The organism is Anatilimnocola floriformis (genome assembly GCF_024256385.1).
In the GTDB taxonomy this organism is placed as follows: Bacteria; Planctomycetota; Planctomycetia; order Pirellulales; family Pirellulaceae; genus Anatilimnocola; species Anatilimnocola floriformis.
The window spans coordinates 588,050-604,997 of the sequence record NZ_JAMLFW010000001.1; the positions used below are offsets into that span (position 1 = coordinate 588,050).

Annotated in this window: 14 protein-coding genes; 10 read left to right on the forward strand and 4 right to left on the reverse strand. The window is 58.4% G+C overall.

Annotation, left to right across the window (positions count from 1 at the left end; all coding sequences use genetic code 11):
* Positions 1 to 3 precede the first annotated feature (3 nt).
* The 4 genes from M9Q49_RS02335 (at position 4) to M9Q49_RS02350 (ending at position 4,949) form a co-directional block, all read left to right on the forward strand.
* On the forward strand, positions 4 to 2,301 hold the full coding sequence (locus M9Q49_RS02335; RefSeq protein ID WP_254507037.1) for an NfeD family protein: 2,298 nt from the start codon (positions 4 to 6) through the stop codon (positions 2,299 to 2,301).
* Positions 2,302 to 2,399: 98 nt separating this feature from the next.
* Positions 2,400 to 3,320, forward strand: a complete 921-nt coding sequence (locus M9Q49_RS02340) for a hypothetical protein (RefSeq protein ID WP_254507038.1) — start codon at positions 2,400 to 2,402, stop codon at positions 3,318 to 3,320.
* Positions 3,317 to 4,255, forward strand: coding sequence for a hypothetical protein (locus M9Q49_RS02345; protein ID WP_254507039.1), 939 nt, complete (start codon positions 3,317 to 3,319; stop codon positions 4,253 to 4,255). The genes M9Q49_RS02340 and M9Q49_RS02345 overlap by 4 nt, the downstream gene beginning before the upstream one ends.
* A 40-nt stretch (positions 4,256 to 4,295) precedes the next feature.
* Positions 4,296 to 4,949: an NfeD family protein gene (locus M9Q49_RS02350; RefSeq protein WP_254507040.1), complete on the forward strand. Its 654-nt coding sequence runs from the start codon at positions 4,296 to 4,298 to the stop codon at positions 4,947 to 4,949.
* Positions 4,950 to 5,361: 412 nt separating this feature from the next.
* On the opposite strand, the gene panB is transcribed toward M9Q49_RS02350, so the two are convergent.
* Positions 5,362 to 6,159 (reverse strand): 3-methyl-2-oxobutanoate hydroxymethyltransferase, encoded by a 798-nt coding sequence (panB, locus tag M9Q49_RS02355; protein WP_254507041.1) that lies wholly within the window; start codon positions 6,157 to 6,159, stop codon positions 5,362 to 5,364.
* A 150-nt stretch (positions 6,160 to 6,309) separates the two neighbouring features.
* On the opposite strand from panB, the gene M9Q49_RS02360 reads away from it, so the two are divergent.
* Positions 6,310 to 6,981: an RluA family pseudouridine synthase gene (locus M9Q49_RS02360; protein ID WP_254507042.1), complete on the forward strand. Its 672-nt coding sequence runs from the start codon at positions 6,310 to 6,312 to the stop codon at positions 6,979 to 6,981.
* A gap of 16 nt (positions 6,982 to 6,997) precedes the next feature.
* Here M9Q49_RS02360 and M9Q49_RS02365 read toward each other — a convergent pair whose 3' ends face one another.
* A complete protein-coding gene (locus M9Q49_RS02365; RefSeq protein ID WP_254507043.1) occupies positions 6,998 to 7,219 on the reverse strand; it encodes a prepilin-type N-terminal cleavage/methylation domain-containing protein in 222 nt (73 codons plus the stop codon).
* 20 nt (positions 7,220 to 7,239) lie between these two features.
* Positions 7,240 to 8,454: a trans-sulfuration enzyme family protein gene (locus M9Q49_RS02370; protein WP_254507044.1), complete on the reverse strand. Its 1,215-nt coding sequence runs from the start codon at positions 8,452 to 8,454 to the stop codon at positions 7,240 to 7,242.
* A 32-nt stretch (positions 8,455 to 8,486) separates the two neighbouring features.
* Here M9Q49_RS02370 and M9Q49_RS35325 point away from each other — a divergent pair, with 32 nt between their 5' ends.
* The 5 genes from M9Q49_RS35325 (at position 8,487) to M9Q49_RS02390 (ending at position 15,097) form a co-directional block, all read left to right on the forward strand.
* Positions 8,487 to 8,615, forward strand: coding sequence for a hypothetical protein (locus M9Q49_RS35325; RefSeq protein ID WP_261365016.1), 129 nt, complete (start codon positions 8,487 to 8,489; stop codon positions 8,613 to 8,615).
* 350 nt (positions 8,616 to 8,965) lie between these two features.
* On the forward strand, positions 8,966 to 10,357 hold the full coding sequence (locus M9Q49_RS02375; RefSeq protein WP_254507045.1) for a hypothetical protein: 1,392 nt from the start codon (positions 8,966 to 8,968) through the stop codon (positions 10,355 to 10,357).
* 4 nt (positions 10,358 to 10,361) lie between these two features.
* Positions 10,362 to 12,803 (forward strand): PSD1 and planctomycete cytochrome C domain-containing protein, encoded by a 2,442-nt coding sequence (locus M9Q49_RS02380; RefSeq protein ID WP_254507046.1) that lies wholly within the window; start codon positions 10,362 to 10,364, stop codon positions 12,801 to 12,803.
* Positions 12,804 to 12,886: 83 nt separating this feature from the next.
* Positions 12,887 to 14,353, forward strand: coding sequence for a DUF1501 domain-containing protein (locus M9Q49_RS02385; protein WP_254507047.1), 1,467 nt, complete (start codon positions 12,887 to 12,889; stop codon positions 14,351 to 14,353).
* 15 nt (positions 14,354 to 14,368) lie between these two features.
* Positions 14,369 to 15,097 carry a hypothetical protein gene (locus M9Q49_RS02390; RefSeq protein ID WP_254507048.1) on the forward strand — a complete coding sequence of 243 codons (729 nt, stop codon included), beginning with the start codon at positions 14,369 to 14,371 and terminating at the stop codon, positions 15,095 to 15,097.
* A 10-nt stretch (positions 15,098 to 15,107) separates the two neighbouring features.
* Here the strand turns inward: M9Q49_RS02390 and M9Q49_RS02395 are convergent, their stop codons facing one another.
* Positions 15,108 to 16,805, reverse strand: a complete 1,698-nt coding sequence (locus M9Q49_RS02395; RefSeq protein ID WP_254507049.1) for an MFS transporter — start codon at positions 16,803 to 16,805, stop codon at positions 15,108 to 15,110.
* Between the last annotated feature and the right edge of the window lie 143 nt (positions 16,806 to 16,948).

Here is a 16,948-nt window from a genome sequence, read left to right on the forward strand (position 1 = left end):
GTTATGCCACAGATCGCTCAACTGAATCGGCCGGCTGTCTCTCGCTGGACTCTCTGGAGCCTGGCGTTGGTCGCGGTCTACGCGCTCGTGTCGGTGATGTCGCCGGCAGCGATTGCTTTCGATCACCCGGCGATTCCGCCGCTCCCTCCGAAGAAAAAGGCCAAAGACGAACGGCCTGCTGACCCCAACGTCGACAAAGCTGTCGCGAAGGCAAAAGGGGAGCCCAAGGAACAGGCGAAAGAAGAGAAGGCCGCGACCGTTGTCGTCATTCAAGTGCCGCTGCCGTTGACCGGCAATGTCGATCAGCTGGTGCAGGGGCAGATTTCTCGCGCGGTCAAACGCCTCCCTGCCGATGCCAAGCGACCGACGCTGATTTTGGAATTTCGCCCCGAAGCCGAATCGGCCGGCGAAGGGAGCGACTTCAGCCGAGCCCATTCGCTGGCACGCTACCTGGTCGGCGAGGATCTCGCCACGGTCAAAACAGTCGCGTACTTGCCCCATTCGGTGAAGGGGCACGCCGTGCTGCCGGTGCTCGCCTGCGAGCAGATTGTGATGTCGAAAGATGCGGAGCTCGGCGCCGCGGGAGTCGATGAAAAGCTGCTCGACGAAACGATGCGCGGCGCTTACCGCGAGTTTGCCACGCGCCGGCTGACCATTCCGCCAGCCGTCGCTCTCGGCATGCTCGACGACGATCTCGAAATCACTCGCGTCACCACGCCGGACGGCGTGCGATACGAAACGGCAGAAGGTGTGGCGAAGCTGCGGGCCGATGGGCTCGCCAATCGCGAAGATACGCTCTTCCGCGGCGGTGAAAAACACTTTCTCGACGGCAACCGGATGCGGCAGTACGGTTTCGCCACGCACTTAGCCGAAGACAAGCCGAGCCTGGCCGCGGCGCTCAATGTTTCGCCAGCTTCGCTTCGCGCGCCGCTCGTTCCCGACCAAGGTTGGAAGCCGATCCGCGTTGAGATCGACGGCCCGGTGAATCAACAAAAGGTGAACTGGATTCGCCGCGTTGTAAACGATCATCGCAAGCAGGGAGATTTCAATCTGCTCTGCATCGAGATCAATAGCGCCGGCGGCAATGTCAACGAAAGCGTCCGACTCGCGCAAGCCATTGCCGACTTCGGCAAGGATATTCGAACCGTCGGCATTATTCGTCGCGAAGCCCGCGCCGACGCCGGCATCATCGCCTGGGCTTGCGACGACTTAGTGATGTGGGAAAACGCCCGCATTGGCGGCCAGGGCGATGCGCGAAACATTCGTGATCGCGACCGCGAAAACCTCCGCGGTCCACTTGAGCAAATCGCCATGCTGCGTCAACGCACTTGGTCGCTGCCGCTCGCGCTTGTCGATTCGAATACGCAACTCTGGCCCTATCAGCGTGCCGGCTCGAACGACTTTCTGTACTTGTCCACCGACGAATGGAGCAACTTGCCCGAGAAAGAAGATTGGCTGCGCGGCGCCAACATGCTGCCGACGGCTGACGGGTTCGATGCCAAAACCGCTCACGAAATCGGCCTGGCCACCCATGTGATCAACAGCGAAGAAGAACTCAAAAGCCTCTATCATCTCGACGGCGAGATCAAAAGGGTCCGCTCGAATTGGGCTCTGCAAGCCATCGAATGGCTCGCCGATCCGCGTCTGTCAGCGATGTTGCTGTTTGTGGCGATGTTTGCCCTGATGATCGAATTTTCTTCACCCGGCGTCGGCGTGCCGGGGTTTGTCGCGCTCCTCTGCTTCGTCCTCTTCTTCTGGTCGCAATTTTTGCACGGTACGGCGACAGGTTTAGAAATCTGCCTGTTCGTCGTCGGCATCATTTGCGTGCTGATCGAAATCTTCGTTGCGCCGGGAACGATGGTGTTCGGCCTGGGCGGCGGCTTGATGATTGTGTCGTCGATCATTCTCGCCAGTCAGACGTTTGTGTTGCCGACGAACACTTATCAGCTGCAGCAGATGCCGGTTTCGCTGACGGTGTTTATTGTTGGTTTGACCGGCGCGTTTGTCGCCGTTGGTTTGGTGCGCCGCTATTTGCCCGAAACGCCGTACTTCAACAAAATGATTCTGCAACCGCCAGGGGGCGAAGAACTCGAGCATCGGCAAGTGCGCGAACAGCTAGTGCAATGGGCCCATCTCTCCGGCAAGCGCGGTGTGACCACCACCGCCCTCTTCCCTTCCGGCAAGGCTCTCTTCGGCGATGAAATGGTTGGCGTGGTCAGCGCGGGCGAAATGATCGAAAAAGGGGCCAGCGTGGTGGTCGTCGAAGTCCTCGGCAGCCGCGTGCTGGTGCGTGAAGTTTAAGCCGCCTGTCCGTTAAAAATGTTGTCAGGCCAAGGCAACTCTCATTAGAATTACGTCGCGCCTTGAGTTCGCCTGCACCTTCTGTCAGCAGAATACTTATGAAACTGTGCCTTTACGCGCTTGCCGTGTGGCTGGCGTCGGTTGCCACACTTCCTGCGCTCGAAGTGGAAGTGAAGAATCTTTCGGCGGCGCTTTATAGCGAGATCGCCACGCTGCACGAGTGGACCCACGAATCGCCCGCAGGGGTGATGGTGGTCTACCAACCCCCGAAAGGAAAGCTCCTCTGCGGCGTGAGCTATCAACTGTCGATTACCTGGGGCAAGGACAACCAATACGAGGTTCCCAGGAAGGAAATCGGAATTGAACGCGCCATTGGAATCGGCACGCTAGATGAGTTTGGCGGCTTGAAGATTCAAAAAATACAAGATTGGGATATGACGGGGCTGCGGATTTATAACACACAAGAATTCAAGACGACGATCTATTGCAGGCATCCGCTCTACTTGCTGGAGCCCGGCACGAAAGAGATCGATTTCAAACTTGCGGGCAAATCGCACAAGCTGAAGCTCGATAAGCCGCCGCAACCGTTCGATCCAACGAGCAGTTGCAAAATCGAAGTGCTGCAGACCGAACGTCATGCTTCAGTGCCGCTGAAAGTACACGAGTATCCCGATCAACTCGTCAAGCTAAGTTCTACGCTGACCAATCCAGGTGGCAGCGTCTTAGCGGTGCAAGTGCGCGCTCAAGTGCAGACCGTGGGTTACGACGCCTTCGTCAAAAATAATAGCGGCCTGGAAATCAATCGCTTCTTTCTCTCGTTCGCCAAAGGAGGCCGAGCGATCTGCCTGGGCAACACCGATAAGCAAGGAATCTTTGACGTTTCGGGGCCTAAATTTACGGCGAAGAATGAACCGCAAACCACCACGCTCTACTTCGCCGTGCCGGCGAACGTCACGGCGTTTGAGCTGAACTATATGGGACATCCCGTCGGAAAATGCACCGCAGAGGTACAACCATGAACAAGCTGACTCTGTATATCATCTGCACGCTGCTCGCCATCGGTGGTCGCTTGTCGGCGGCCGAGGTCGCGCTGAAGGACTCGCAGTGCGCCACCTACTCTGAAATTCCCATGTTCGCTCCGGTGCGCGGCGGCAGTCGTTTCATCAAGCAGTCGTATACCGCGCCGGCTGGCAAGGTGCTTTGCGAACTCTCGTTGCTTTACACCATTCGCTGGGACGCCAAGACCGAATCTGTGGAGCTCAACAGCAAACAGTTGAGCGCAAAAGCCAACCAGGGAACTACCAAGCCGATAGGCAAACGCGAAACCATCGTCGGGTTTCTCCTGAATGATTACGAAGACACCTCGCCGCTCCTGTCGGCATATCGCAGTTACGATTGGAAAGAAAAACCAATAACGCAGCATCGGGTACATCGTTTGTTTCTGGTCGACGCCGATGCCAAGGAACTGGAAGCGAAGGTTGGCAAGGAAACGGTGAAGGTCGCGATTCCGCCTGCGGCTCGGTACGAACCCTGGCAGAACGTGAAAGTGAAATTTGTCAGCGCCAAACCGCTCGACGCGTTAACCAAAGGGGACAACTTTGGGAATACCGAAGAACAAATCAAATTCGTCAACCGTGATGGCGCGATCCTGGCCGTGAAACTGGAATTGCAGCGAGCCAAGCCACGGAAGGAATTCGACGCCAGTCCCGATCCTTACGACTATCTCGAGGTCGATCAATTCTGCCTGCTATTCGGCCGGGGCGGTCTGGCTGCTTGTCTCGGCAAAGAGTCGTCGGGGGGGCTCGATTACGACCACTCGTTTCGATTCGAGGCAGAAGGATTGCAACAAGAGTCACAGACCGTGACCCTGTGCTTTCCGATTCCGATCACGCTGACGCAGTTCGACGTCGCGCTGTTCAATCAGGTCGTCGCCAAGGGAAAGGTCAGCCGTTAGTGTGCCATTGGCCGGCGGTGATCTTTGCTAAAATACTCGCATGGACTATTTCACCTGGGCTTTGATTCTGCTGGTCTTTGGGCTGGTTTGCCTCGTGCTGGAGTTTTTCGTTCCCTCGAGCGGCATGCTGGGAGCGCTCTGCGCGCTGTCGCTGATCGCCGCGATCGTGCTCGGGTTTATGAGCGGCACGACGACGGGTGCTGCGATGTTGCTGGGAGTGCTGATCAGCGTGCCGGCGTTTTTGTTTGCCGCCATTCAGCTATGGCCCAGCACTTCGCTCGGCAAGATGATTCTGAATGAACCACCCAGCCATGCCGACGAACTGTTGCCGGAAACGCCCAGTTATCGCGGCCTGCGCGATCTCGTCGGCAAGCGCGGCACCGCCAAGAGCCTGATGTTGCCGGGGGGCATCGTGCAGATTGAAGGCAAGAACTACGACGCCATCAGCGAAGGGACGCCCATCGAACCCGGTCAACGTGTTCTCGTTGTGCAGATCAGCACGCAACGACTCGTCGTGCGTGGCGAAGACGGAGATCTTGAGCAGCCTGCGATCCAACATGGAACGGTAAAGCAGGAAGAGATGCAGCGCGACAGTCGCGTTTCTTACAACTCGCACGTTGCGAACCCGATACCGCTCGAAGCGCCGCCGCCGGCGGACATCGCCGATCCATTTGCGGAAGAAGAAGCCCGGTAATCAGTCTGAAACTGCTTGTTCCAGCCAAAATTCGATTTGCGACAAGCTTTCTTACTCGCCAGCGAATATTACGGAAACAATTCGTGGTCAGAGGAAAGTAAATGCACTTCAACGATTTCCCGCCGCTCCTTGTGCTTGCCATCTTATTGTGGAGCGGCCTGGGCGTGATCGGGTGGCTGAATTTGCTGTCGAAGAACTCCCACAAACCTGCTCGAGCGATTGGCATGGGGTGTTTCTCGATCCCTCATGCAATCATCTTTGGGCCATTCTTTTTGTTCATTTCGCTGGCCGCGGAGTCGATGCAAATATGCCCCTTTTGTCAGTCTGAAATACCTGCCGCTGCGACGGTGTGCGGCAAATGCACTCGCGATTTGCCGCCGAAGAAGCATGAGTTGTAACGAGCAGGGATTGATTACCGGAACTGCTGTTCCGGTCCCGGGAACTTGCCGCTGCGGACTTCGGTTTTATAGTTCTCGACGGCTGACGAAATGACCGTCGACAGATCGGCGTATTGCTTGACGAACTTCGGCACGAAGCCGTTCGTCAGGCCAAGCAGATCGTGCAGCACCAGCACCTGGCCGTCGCAACCCGCGCCGGCCCCGATGCCGATCGTGGGAATCGTCAGTTCCTTGGTAATGCGAGTCGCCAACTCGGCGGGAATGCATTCGAGGACAATGCCAAACGCGCCGGCATTTTGCGCCGCGAGCGAATCAGCGAGCAGCTTTTCGGCATCGCGCTGCACTTTGTAGCCGCCCATCTGATGGACATTTTGCGGCCGCAGCCCAATATGAGCCATCACAGGAATGCCAGCCGAAACCAGTCCGGCAATGACTGGAGCCTGGTCGGCGCCCCCCTCAAGTTTGACGGCCTGCACACGGGCTTCCTTCAGCAATTGCCCGGCGAGCTCGATGACGCGATGCACGCCGAGATGATTCGTGGGAAACGGCAGATCGACGATGACCAGCGCGTGTTGCACAGCCCGGCCGACCATTTCGGCGTGGTATTTGATCTGCTCGAACGTCACCGGCAGCGTCGTCTCGTGCCCCTGCACGACCATGGCCATGCTGTCGCCAATGAGGACGGCTTCGATCCCTGCCGCGTCGACGAGCGCCGCCGTGGGATAGTCGTACGCAGTCAGCATGGAGATTTTTTCTCCCGCTTGCTTGAGGGCCACGAGCTGCGGAACGGTGATGCGAGACGGACGTTTCATGGAGAGTGATCGCGGGCTGTGGAGTTGCCTTTGCTCTATTGTAGCTGAGGAGGGATGCGAGGTGCGGGGTGAGGGATGCGGCGAATGCGAATGCTTAACTCGCATTTCCCGCACCTCGCATCCCGCATCCCGCCTCCCTATGATTGACGCATGCAACTCCCCATCCTCTACGAAGACAACCACCTGCTCGTCGTCAACAAGCCCGCCGGCATCGCCACGATGGGTGTGACCGACGACGAAGAAAGCGTCGCCAAGCTGGCCAAAGAGTACCTCAAAGAGAAGTACCAAAAGCCCGGCAACGTCTACCTGGGAGTCGTCAGTCGCATCGATCGGCTCGTCAGCGGCGTGTTGGTCTTCGCCCGCACAAGTAAAGCCGCGGCGCGGTTGTCAGAGCAATTCCGCGAGCGCGAAACGGCCAAAATCTATTGGGCAGTCGTCGAGAAGTTACCACGAGGCGGGACGCAAGAATTAGTACATTGGATGCTGAAGGATGAACGCCATCAGCGAATGGTGGTCACAGCACCGCGCGCAACGGGCGCACAGGAAGCACGCCTGATTTATCGGCCGTTGCAAAAGGTGAAACGCGGCGAGCTATTGGAAGTGGAACTGCTCACTGGCCGAAAGCATCAGATCCGTTTGCAGCTTTCCACCGTCGGTTCACCAATCCTCGGCGATCGCAAATATGGCAGCGAGCAGTGGTTTGACCACGGTATTGCACTGCACTCGCGACAGTTGACGATTGCGCACCCGACGAAGCAAGAGTCGCTGACGTTCGTCGCGCCGTTGCCGGCTGCGTGGAGCAAGTTGGGGATTAATCAATAGCGGCACACGCAGCCCTTCATTTCCCTCGCCGAGATGCGATATCAGCCAAGAGATTGAGTGCGAAAAATAAGACAAACAAGACGCCGAATGGGCCAAAGAGGCCGCCCAACCATATCCAAAGGCTGAGCGGACTTACAACGAAGTGCCAGAACGTGCAAAAGATGGCGCCGACGATCAAGGCGAGGATTGCGAGTGCGATCAGCAATTCCAAAAATACAAATCCTCGACGAATTCTCATGGCTGTTCTCGATATGAAAACTACCCCTCGAGCGCCTGCCGCAGATCTTCGATCAGATCCGCCGTGTCTTCCAAACCACAGGCCAGGCGGATCATGTTGTCGTGAATGCCGAAGCGGGCACGGTCTTCGGGTTTGTATTCGAAATAGCTCATCACCATCGGCTGTTCGATGAGCGACTCGACGCCGCCGAGGCTCGGCGCGATGCGAGCGATCTTCGCGCCGTCAACGACCTTCGCTGTCGCCTTCCAATCGGCGTCTTTCACTAGGAACGTGATCAGCCCGCCAAAGCCGCGCATTTGCTGCTTGGCCACTGAGTAGTACGGATGCGTTTCCAGGCCGGGGAAATAAACCTTGCTGACGCGAGGATGATTGGCGAGGAACTCAGCCACGGCCTGGCCGTTCGCATTGTGGCGGGCCATGCGAAGTTCGAACGTCTTCAGGCCGCGCTCGAGCAGATAAATATTGTGCGGCGAGTTGATCGCCCCCATGATGCCGCGGAGCTTGCGAACTGCTTCAAGTTGCTCCTTCGAGCCGGTGATCACGCCGGCCAGCAGATCGTTGTGACCGCCGAGATATTTCGTCGCGCTGTGCAGCACATAGTCGATGCCGTAGCTCAAAGGCCGGCAGTTGTAAGGCGTGGCCAGCGTCGCATCGATGAGCGTCTCGACACCGTGCTTTTTGCCGAGGGCGCCGAACCGTTCCATGTCGACGACCGACAAGTGCGGATTCGTCGGCGATTCGCTGATCAGCATTTTCGTCTTCGGCGTGATGGCAGCGGCCATCGCCTCGTAATCGCCGGTCTTCACTTGCTTTGTCGTGACGCCGAAGCGGCTCATGTGCTTTGTGCAGAACTCGCGGCTGCGGTGATAACACTCGTCGAAGAAAATCACTTCGTCGCCGGCGCTGAGCTTGGCCATCAGCAAGCCGACAAACGCGGCCATGCCGCTGGCAAACAGCACGGCATCTTCACCGGCGTCGAGCGCGGCGAGCTTGCGCTCGACCACGCGTTCGCCCGGGTTGCCGTAACGGCCATACTCTTCGCGCGGCTGCTTCTCTTGAATGAAGTCGATCACCGCTTGCGTGCTGCTGAAGGTGTACGTCGCCGAGCAGACGATCGGATCGGTCAGCGAGTGAGCGATTTTTTGCCGATCTTCACCGGCGTGAATCGACAGCGTGCTGAAACCGGGTTCCGTGGGCTTTGAGGACGGCGGCGACTTGCCATTCGATGCAGACATGCGAGCTCTCACCAGACAAAAAGGAAGGTGGAATGAGCGAACGCGGGCAGAATGCCATCGCAGAAGCCGCCGACCAAAACCAGTCAGGCGTTTACTCCCAGACGCGCTCAACCGCCGAAGCAGCAGCAGGAAAAGAGATGCGTCTGGAGGTGGCTGTTTAGCAGATGAAGGCTGCAAGCGGCCGCAAATCCCTGGGCTGGTTTCAATCTTACCTTCGGAGGTGCGGATTCACAAGCGCTAACGCGGGGGAGGGATGCGGGATGCGAGGCGGGAGGCGAGAGGCGAGAGGCGGGAGAAAGAGAGAAAGGCAGACATTTGAAAAGGTATTCGCTCGCATCTCGCTTCTTCTCTCGTCTCTCCTCCCGCATCCCGCATCCCGCATCCCGAACCTCCCTTCCCGCTCCCCTCCCTTTTGTCGCTTTCCGTAATCGGCACTGCTAGACTAAACCCGTCTTCGCCGCGGTATGCCGCAGTGGAGCTCCCGCCTCTCTATCCAGCCTGGAGGATTTCGATGTCCCACCTTGCTCGTTGCTGGTCCGTTGGTTGTTGTGCATTGGCATTGATGTTTCTTGCCGCTCCTGCCTGGTCGCAGGAAGATGCTCCGAAGGCGAAAAAACAAGCGGAAGCAAAGAAAGCCGCGCCCAAAGTTGAGCTCGAATACCCGCCGAAGCTGCCCGGCGGCGAAACGATGGTCACCGACACCTCGCCCGATTTTTTGATAGCGACGAAAGAATTGCCGGCCGGAGTGAAGATCGCGAAGACGCCGCCAACGGTCGATTTCATGTTCTTTCCCGAACAGACCTACCGCGGCAATCCGTGGTCGAACTGGGGTGAAAGCGTCGTTGCGAACGGCAAGTATTACTGCGCCATCGGCGACCATCTCGCGCCGCAAGGTTGTGCGTACGTTTTTGAATACGATCCGGAAACCAAAAAGATCCGGACGATTCTCAATTCCAAAAAGCTGCTGAACATGCCCGAGGGGCATTACGCGCCGGGCAAGTTCCACAGCCGGCTCGGTGTTGGCAAGGACGGCTGGCTGTATTGCACCACGCACCGCGGGTCGACGACGATCACGACCGACGAGTATCACTATAAAGGCGACTGGATCGTCCGCACTAATCCCGCCACGGCCGAGCAGCAAATCGTGCAAGCCGCGCCGGTGCCGAAGCACTGCCTGCCGTGCGCTCATCTCGATCCCGATCGGCTGATACTGTACGGCGGCTCAGCCACGGGGAGCAACAAAGACACCAGCGGCATTCAGTTCTGGGCCTACGATCTGGCCAATCACAAGATGATCTACTCCGGCCCCGATGGTCCGGCCCGCGCGATGATGGTTTCAAAATCGACCGGCAAAGTCTATTACGTTCCCGGCAACGGCAACTCGCCGCTGATGCGGTTCGATCCGGCGACCGGCAAAGCACCAGAAAAGATCGAAGGCGAAATCGGCATTCGCACTTCGACGGACGAAACGAAGGACGGCAAGATCTACACAGCGCAAGGCAATGCGAGCGGCACCGAGCTGTATGAGTTCGACGTGAAGACCGAGAAGGTCAAAGAGCTCGGCCAACTCGCGATCGGTGGTGAACGCTATGTTGCCGCCCTCTCCGCCGATGCCACTGGAAAATACCTCTATTATTCGCCTGGTGCACACGGTGGTGGTTACCGCGATGGCTCACCACTGCTGCAATACAACACGAAGACCGGCGAGCGCAAGGTGATCGCCTTCCTCCATCCGTTCTACGAAAAGAAGTACGGCTGTGCGGTGCAAGGGACTTACGCTGTGTCCGTCACTCCTGATGGCAGCCAGGTTTTCATTTGCTGGAACGCTTCGCGAGTTAGTGGGAAAGTGTGGGACTGCTGTGCCCTGACGGCGATCCATATTCCAGCGAGTGAACGGGAGTGAGGAAATGCGGAACGTAGAACGCAGAATGCAGAATGTCGCTTGCGTTTCACGATTCTGCGCCACGGTTGCGCTCTGCCTCTACTTTGTGAACAGCCTCCGAGCGGACGACCAAGAAGGCAATCGCTTCTTCGAATCCAAAATCCGCCCGATCCTCGTCAAGCATTGCTACGAATGCCACGGCCCGGACCTGCAGGAAAACAAACTGCGGGTCGATTCGCTCGAGGGGATCAATCGCGGCGGAAAAGCCGGTGCGCTCATCATCGCCGGCAAACCAGAGAAGAGCCTACTGATCGCTGCGGTTGGCTATCAGGTTCCCGATCTGCAAATGCCGCCAGACAAAAAGCTCGGCGAGCGCGAAATTGCCGATCTGACAGCCTGGGTGAAAATGGGTGCGCCGCACCCTGATCGCCAAGCCGGTGGGCCAGCCGTCGTCGAGAAGTTTGATCTCGCCGAGGGAAAAAAGTTCTGGTCGTTTCAACCGATCGTCGATCATCCAACTCCGGCGGTGAAAGATGTCGCCTGGGCCAAAAATGGCGTTGATTCGTTTGTTCTTGCGCAACTGGAAGCGAAAGACATTCGTCCTGCTGCGGCTGTTGATAAGTTGACGCTGCTTCGACGTGCGACGTTTGATCTCACGGGATTACCGCCGACACCTGCCGAGATTGCAACCTTTCTCCAAGATGAATCTCCGACCGCGTTCGCTGCCGTAGTTGATCGCTTACTCGATTCGCCGCATTACGGCGAACGCTGGGGACGGCATTGGCTCGATGTGGCGCGGTACGCCGATTCGAACGGTGTCGATGAAAACGTCGCGCACGGCAATGCCTGGCGGTATCGTGATTATGTTGTGCGTTCGCTCAATGCCGACAAGCCCTACGATCAATTTCTCGTCGAGCAACTCGCCGGCGATCTGTTGCCACCGACCGATGACACGGCAATGCGCAACGACCGGCTCATCGCGACGGGCTTTCTTTCGCTCGGCCCGAAGGTGCTCGCCGAGGTCGATAAGACCAAGATGGAAATGGACATCCTCGACGAGCAACTCGACACGGTCGGTCGCTCGATCCTCGGCTTGACGTTTGGCTGTGCTCGTTGCCACGATCACAAGTTCGATCCGATCCGCGCGGAAGATTACTACGCGATGGTAGGCATCTTCAAAAGCACGCGGACGATGGAGACTTTCACCACGATTGCCAAGTGGTGGGAAAATCCGCTGGCCCCCGCCGCCGAAGTGCAACGCAAAGTGGCTCTCGACAAGCTCGTCGCCGAACAAAAAGCGGCCCTCGATGCATTGCTGAAAAAATCGAAGGATGAGCTGGCAGCCAAACTAAAGCCAGCCGAACTGCCCAAAGATTTTGAAACGCAGCTCAGTCCTGAAGTGCAGACCGAACTGAAAGTACGTCGCGAAGAACTTGCGCGACTCACGGCCAGCGTGCCAGTCATTCCCACGGCGATGGGCGTGAGCGACGGGAAAGTCACCGACGTGCCGGTGCACATCCGCGGCAGTCATCTAGCACTCGGCGAAGTCGCCCAGCGCGGCTTTCCGGTCGTGCTTGTTTCCACCGAACAACCCAAGCTTCCCGCCGATCGCAGCGGTCGCTTGGAACTGGCGAATTGGCTCGTGCGCCGCGATCATCCCCTCACTGCGCGAGTCATGGTCAACCGCATCTGGCGCTGGCACTTCGGCCAGGGCCTGGTGAGCACAACGGACAACTTCGGCAAGCTTGGCGAACGGCCGAGTCATCCCGAATTGCTCGATTGGCTCGCCGCGCGGTTTATGGATAGCGGCTGGTCACTGAAGAAAATGCATCGGCTGATCATGCTCTCGCAGACGTATCAGCAGAGTAGCGCGTTCGACGCGAAAGGTTTCGCCGCCGATCCTGAGAACCGCCTCTACTGGCGGATGCCGCTGCGGCGACTCGAAGCCGAGGAAATTCGCGACGCGCTCCTCACAAGCAGTGGCCTGCTCGATCGCACGCCCGGCACCTCGCTGCTGCACGTCGGCAACCGCGAGTTCCTCTTCGACCACACTTCGAAGGACGGCACGAAATACGACAGCAAGAAACGCTCACTCTACCTGCCAGTGATTCGCAACAACCTCTACGACGTTTTTCAGCTCTTCGACGCAACCGATGCCACCGTGCTCGATGGCAACCGCGCGACGACCGTTGTCGCGCCGCAAGCACTGTTCATGCTCAATAGCGATTTGGTGCTGGCCGCGAGCAAGGGACTCGCGGAAAGTGTGATTGCCGAAACGGCGTCGCCTTCAACTCGCGTCGAACAGTTGTATCTGCGAACATTCGGCCGCTCGCCAAACGCGACGGAAGTCGAGCGAGCGATGGCCTATGTCGAGAAGCAGCGAACGGCTGGAAAGAGCGAAGCCGAAGCGTGGTCCTCGTTCGGTCACGTGTTGTTTTCGGCGAATGAGTTTATTTATTTGAAGTAAGCGTTTGCGTTAGCAAACGTGAGCTCCCTCGCCCCGCTTCGGGGAGAGGGCTGGGGTGAGGGGTCGAAGCGGGAAAGACGCTCATGAATAGCCAGATCCAAACCACTCCAACCCCTCACCCTAACCCTCTCCCCGAAGCGGGGCGAGGGAACTCACACGGCTCACGCCGTGCTCTGCTAAAGAGTGCAGGCGCCGGTTTCGGTTATCTCGCTCTTCAGGCCCTCCTCGGCGCAGAACAAAAAGTCACCGCAGCCAATCCTCTCGCGCCGAAAGTTCCGCATCACCAACCGCGCGCCAAGCGAATCATTTTCGTCTTCATGAAAGGCGGCCCGTCGCAGGTCGACACCTTCGATTACAAACCGAAACTTCAAGAGATGGACGGCAAGGAATTGCCGTTCGCCAAACCACGGGTGCAGTTCGCGCCGACGGGAAACCTGCTGAAGTCGCCGTGGAAGTTTCAGAAGCACGGCCAGAGCGGCATCGAGGTGAGTGAGCTCTTTCCGCATGTGGCGAAGCACGTTGACGATCTGTGCATCATCAATTCGCTGCATGGCTCGAACGCAGCTCATGGCGGCGCGCTGTTGAAGATCCACACCGGCAGCGATTCGTTCAGCAGGCCGAGCCTTGGTTCGTGGGTGAACTATGGCCTCGGCACCGAGAATCAAGATCTGCCGGGCTTCATCACAATCTGTCCTACCCTGGCCCATGGCGGCGTGAAAAATTGGAGTTCATCGTTCTTGCCTGCGACGTACGCCGGCACGCCGATCGGCAATGCGAGCATTCCAGTCACGCAGGCTCGCGTGCGGTACCTCACCAACGAAAAAATGAATCGCACGCAGCAACGACAAGAGCTCGACCTGCTCGCGGAAATGAATCGCGAGCATTTGCAGACGACCGGCCCTGAGCAGGCGCTCGAGAGTCGTATCGATTCCTTCGAACTCGCTTTCCGTATGCAGCAGGTTTTTCCCGAGGTCGAAAGTCTCGCCGATGAATCGGCTGCCACGCTCGCGGCTTATGGCGTGAACGAACCGATGACGGAGAACTTCGGCCGGCAGTGTTTGCTGGCCCGGCGGTTCGTCGAACGGGGCGTAAGGTTCGTGCAGGTGACGCACAGCGACAGCATGGTGCAGTGGGATCAGCATGGCGATCTCGTCAAAGGTCATACGAAGAACGCCAAGGAAGTCGATCAGCCGATTGCCGCGCTCCTGGCCGATCTCAAGCAGCGCGGCTTGCTCGAAGACACGCTGGTCCTCTGGGGCGGCGAGTTCGGTCGCACGCCAACCGCGCAAGGAAAGGACGGACGCGATCACAATCCCGAGGGCTTCACGATGTGGCTCGCTGGCGGTGGTGTGCGCGGCGGCATGAAGTACGGCGCGACGGATGAGTTCGGTTACTACGCAGCCGAGAACAAAGTGCACGTGCACGATCTGCACGCGACGCTGTTACACTTGCTCGGCCTCGATCACGAACGGCTGACCTATCGTTATGCTGGTCGCGATTTTCGGCTGACCGACGTCGCCGGCAAAGTCGTCCGCGGCATTCTGGCGTAACGCATAAGGAAAGTGATGCGACTCTCGGCAAACGGTTACACTGCCAGCGGTAGCTTGGTTCTTTTCTGGCCTGAGCAACTGCCGGCGGATTTTAACGAGCGCTGGCATGACGAGCCACATGAACTCTGCGAACAGCTGCAAGCCGAGAAGAGGCTTCTGTTGATCAGTCTCGATCCTTGCGGAGCGGAGTTGTATCCGTGGGATCTCGATGGTGACTACACGTTGGGGCTGTTCATCGACGAGAGTATTCCCGCCGAACTCGAGCAGTTGTGCACGCTGGAGTGGAAGTGCGAGGATCTAAATGTCGCCGGACCAACTTGGTTCGGCGGCATCGAGTATTTATCGCGCGACATCGAATCACTCGCAATACTCTCGCGGCGAAAGGCGAACGAAGTAGTTATTCCCGCTGGCAACTATTCCGCCGAGCTATTTTCCGCTCAGTATGCCGATCACATTTACGAAGATTGGCTGTGCGAACAAGCCGGCGAGAGTGCGCAGCGCTGGTGGTGGCTGCAAACCTGGTTTGCGTCACTGGGAATCGTCGCGCTGCTGATCTTCGTCGGTTGTTTGTTCTTCGGCACGCGGCAGAGTGTGTGGATCAGCAGCAGTGTTGCTGCGGCTCTAGTCAGCACCGGCTGGTTGATGACGCGCACGGCCGGTTATCAAGCGATTCAGCGCGCACGGCAGAGTTACGCAGGCGAGCATCCGCACTTTGTGCTGCGGCTGAAAGTACTTCAGCACTAAGCCGAATTTCCTAGTCTGGCAGCGGCTGGCCTTTGGTCTCTGGGGCAAACCAGATGATGACCATGCCCACCAGATAGACGAGACAGATTGCCGAGCAGGCGAGCGGAAAGCCGGCCGGAATCGTCAGGCCGCCGAGCACCACGGGCTCGTGGAAGATCTTCAGCAGGCTGCCCATCTGCAGCACACCGATCGCCGCGAGGATGCGGCCGAAGTTGAAGCTGAATCCTTGCCCCGTCGCGCGCACGCTCGTGCCGAACAACTCGGGCAAGTACAGCGGCAGCCAGCCGTAGAAGGAAGCGCTCATGGCGCCGACGATAAAAGTCCAGAAGAGAAGCACCGGCCCATAGTGGTCGTTCAGCAGATACAGCGCCCAGGCCGTGACCATCGACAGCAGGCAAAGCAGGAAATACGCCGGGCGACGGCCAATCCAATCGCCAACAGCGGCTGCGGCGAGGGTGCCGACGATCGCACCGACCGATAGCCAAATGAGTGTCCATTCGCGAGCCGCGGGCCGAACCAATTTTGTGGCGGCTTCTTTCTGGCCAGCGGCGATGAGTTCGTTCTGGGCCTGCTTGAACTCGGCATCGTTGAGCTTGTCGACCCAACTCGGCGCCGATTGCGTGGCACCCCAGGTGCCCAGCAGAGCCACGCCGCTGAGGCAAGCGCCGAGCAACATGCGCGACAACGTGCCGCGCCAGGCGGGAACTTGTCCCCCGGCGCTAGCTTGTCGCTGAAAGTAACGAATGACCGGATAAGTGTAACCGACCAAAGCAATCGACAAGCCGACCAGCGTACCGGCGACGCGCAGCGGCCAACTGTGGCGGAATAAATCGGTTTCAGCCCCCGGCCAGCGTGTGGCGTCGGCAGCCCACAGATAAACGATGAGCGCGGGGCCAGACAGGCCGATGAGCACGGCCAGCAGATCCTGCGAAGCCCAATGGTTGGTGGTTCCCTTTTTCTGCTCGTGCTCCCATTTTTCCGATTCGGGCACAAACACACGAATCAAAAACGTCAGCACGGCTGGCAGCGTGCCGCTAATCATCATCAGTCGCCAGCCTTTGTGAGCGATAAGCCAATCGGCCGTCGCATTGGGAACGCCGATGCTGTGCATCAAGTTATCCAGCGTGCTCAGCGTCTGCAGCATCACCAGCCCCAGCGCGCCGACCAGCAAGTAGCCAAAATTCGCCGCCGCGCCGATCAAACCAGCCATGAATGCTCGCGACTTGTTCGGCCAGACTTCCATCACCAGCGCCACGCCGAGCGACCATTCACCACCCATGCCGAGCGCCGCGATGAAACGCAACACGCCCACCTGCCAGGCTTCGGCAGCAAACCCGCCGAGCCCCGTGAAGAGTGCGTACGTGAGCACACTGAGGGTCATCGCTCGCACGCGACCAATGCGGTCGCCCAGCCAACCGAAGACAACACCGCCGGTCGCAGCGCCGACCAGAAACGAGGCCACGATCACCGTGTACCACAGACCGACCAGGCCCTCGTCTTGAGTCTTCAGCAGGTCCTGAATCGCCCCGCGTCCTACCAGGCTGAAGATCCCCATCTCGGCCCCATCGAACATCCAGCCGAGCAGCGCCGCCGCGAGGGCCATGATTCGGCCGCGCGAGTTATCCGCCGGTTCGTGCAGCGATTTGGCAGCCTGCTTTTGCGTTTTGGCGGGATTCATGTCGCTAGCGCGGGATTCGACTTTGGCCATGGAGCACAACCTTCCGGGAGGGGAGAAGTGAGCGATTGTAGTTCACGGGGCGCGGCTACTGCGATTGCGGAGTAGCTGAATTCGCCAGAATTCAGACCGCTGGGCTCAACTCGCCAGTTCTGAATTCTGGCGAATTCAGCTAC

Bases quoted from the DNA above. Each gene is read 5' to 3' on its own strand.
- M9Q49_RS35325 (WP_261365016.1), top strand. From the start codon at position 8,487: ATGAGCGAACGCGGGCAGAATGCCATCGCAGAAGCCGCCGACCAAAAC.
- M9Q49_RS02335 (WP_254507037.1), top strand. From the start codon at position 4: ATGCCACAGATCGCTCAACTGAATCGGCCGGCTGTCTCTCGCTGGACT.
- M9Q49_RS02385 (WP_254507047.1), top strand. From the start codon at position 12,887: ATGAATAGCCAGATCCAAACCACTCCAACCCCTCACCCTAACCCTCTC.
- M9Q49_RS02370 (WP_254507044.1), bottom strand. From the start codon at position 8,454: ATGTCTGCATCGAATGGCAAGTCGCCGCCGTCCTCAAAGCCCACGGAA.
- panB (WP_254507041.1), bottom strand. From the start codon at position 6,159: ATGAAACGTCCGTCTCGCATCACCGTTCCGCAGCTCGTGGCCCTCAAG.
- M9Q49_RS02340 (WP_254507038.1), top strand. From the start codon at position 2,400: ATGAAACTGTGCCTTTACGCGCTTGCCGTGTGGCTGGCGTCGGTTGCC.
- M9Q49_RS02345 (WP_254507039.1), top strand. From the start codon at position 3,317: ATGAACAAGCTGACTCTGTATATCATCTGCACGCTGCTCGCCATCGGT.
- M9Q49_RS02365 (WP_254507043.1), bottom strand. From the start codon at position 7,219: ATGAGAATTCGTCGAGGATTTGTATTTTTGGAATTGCTGATCGCACTC.
- M9Q49_RS02380 (WP_254507046.1), top strand. From the start codon at position 10,362: ATGCGGAACGTAGAACGCAGAATGCAGAATGTCGCTTGCGTTTCACGA.
- M9Q49_RS02360 (WP_254507042.1), top strand. From the start codon at position 6,310: ATGCAACTCCCCATCCTCTACGAAGACAACCACCTGCTCGTCGTCAAC.
- M9Q49_RS02395 (WP_254507049.1), bottom strand. From the start codon at position 16,805: ATGGCCAAAGTCGAATCCCGCGCTAGCGACATGAATCCCGCCAAAACG.
- M9Q49_RS02350 (WP_254507040.1), top strand. From the start codon at position 4,296: ATGGACTATTTCACCTGGGCTTTGATTCTGCTGGTCTTTGGGCTGGTT.
- M9Q49_RS02390 (WP_254507048.1), top strand. From the start codon at position 14,369: ATGCGACTCTCGGCAAACGGTTACACTGCCAGCGGTAGCTTGGTTCTT.
- M9Q49_RS02375 (WP_254507045.1), top strand. From the start codon at position 8,966: ATGTCCCACCTTGCTCGTTGCTGGTCCGTTGGTTGTTGTGCATTGGCA.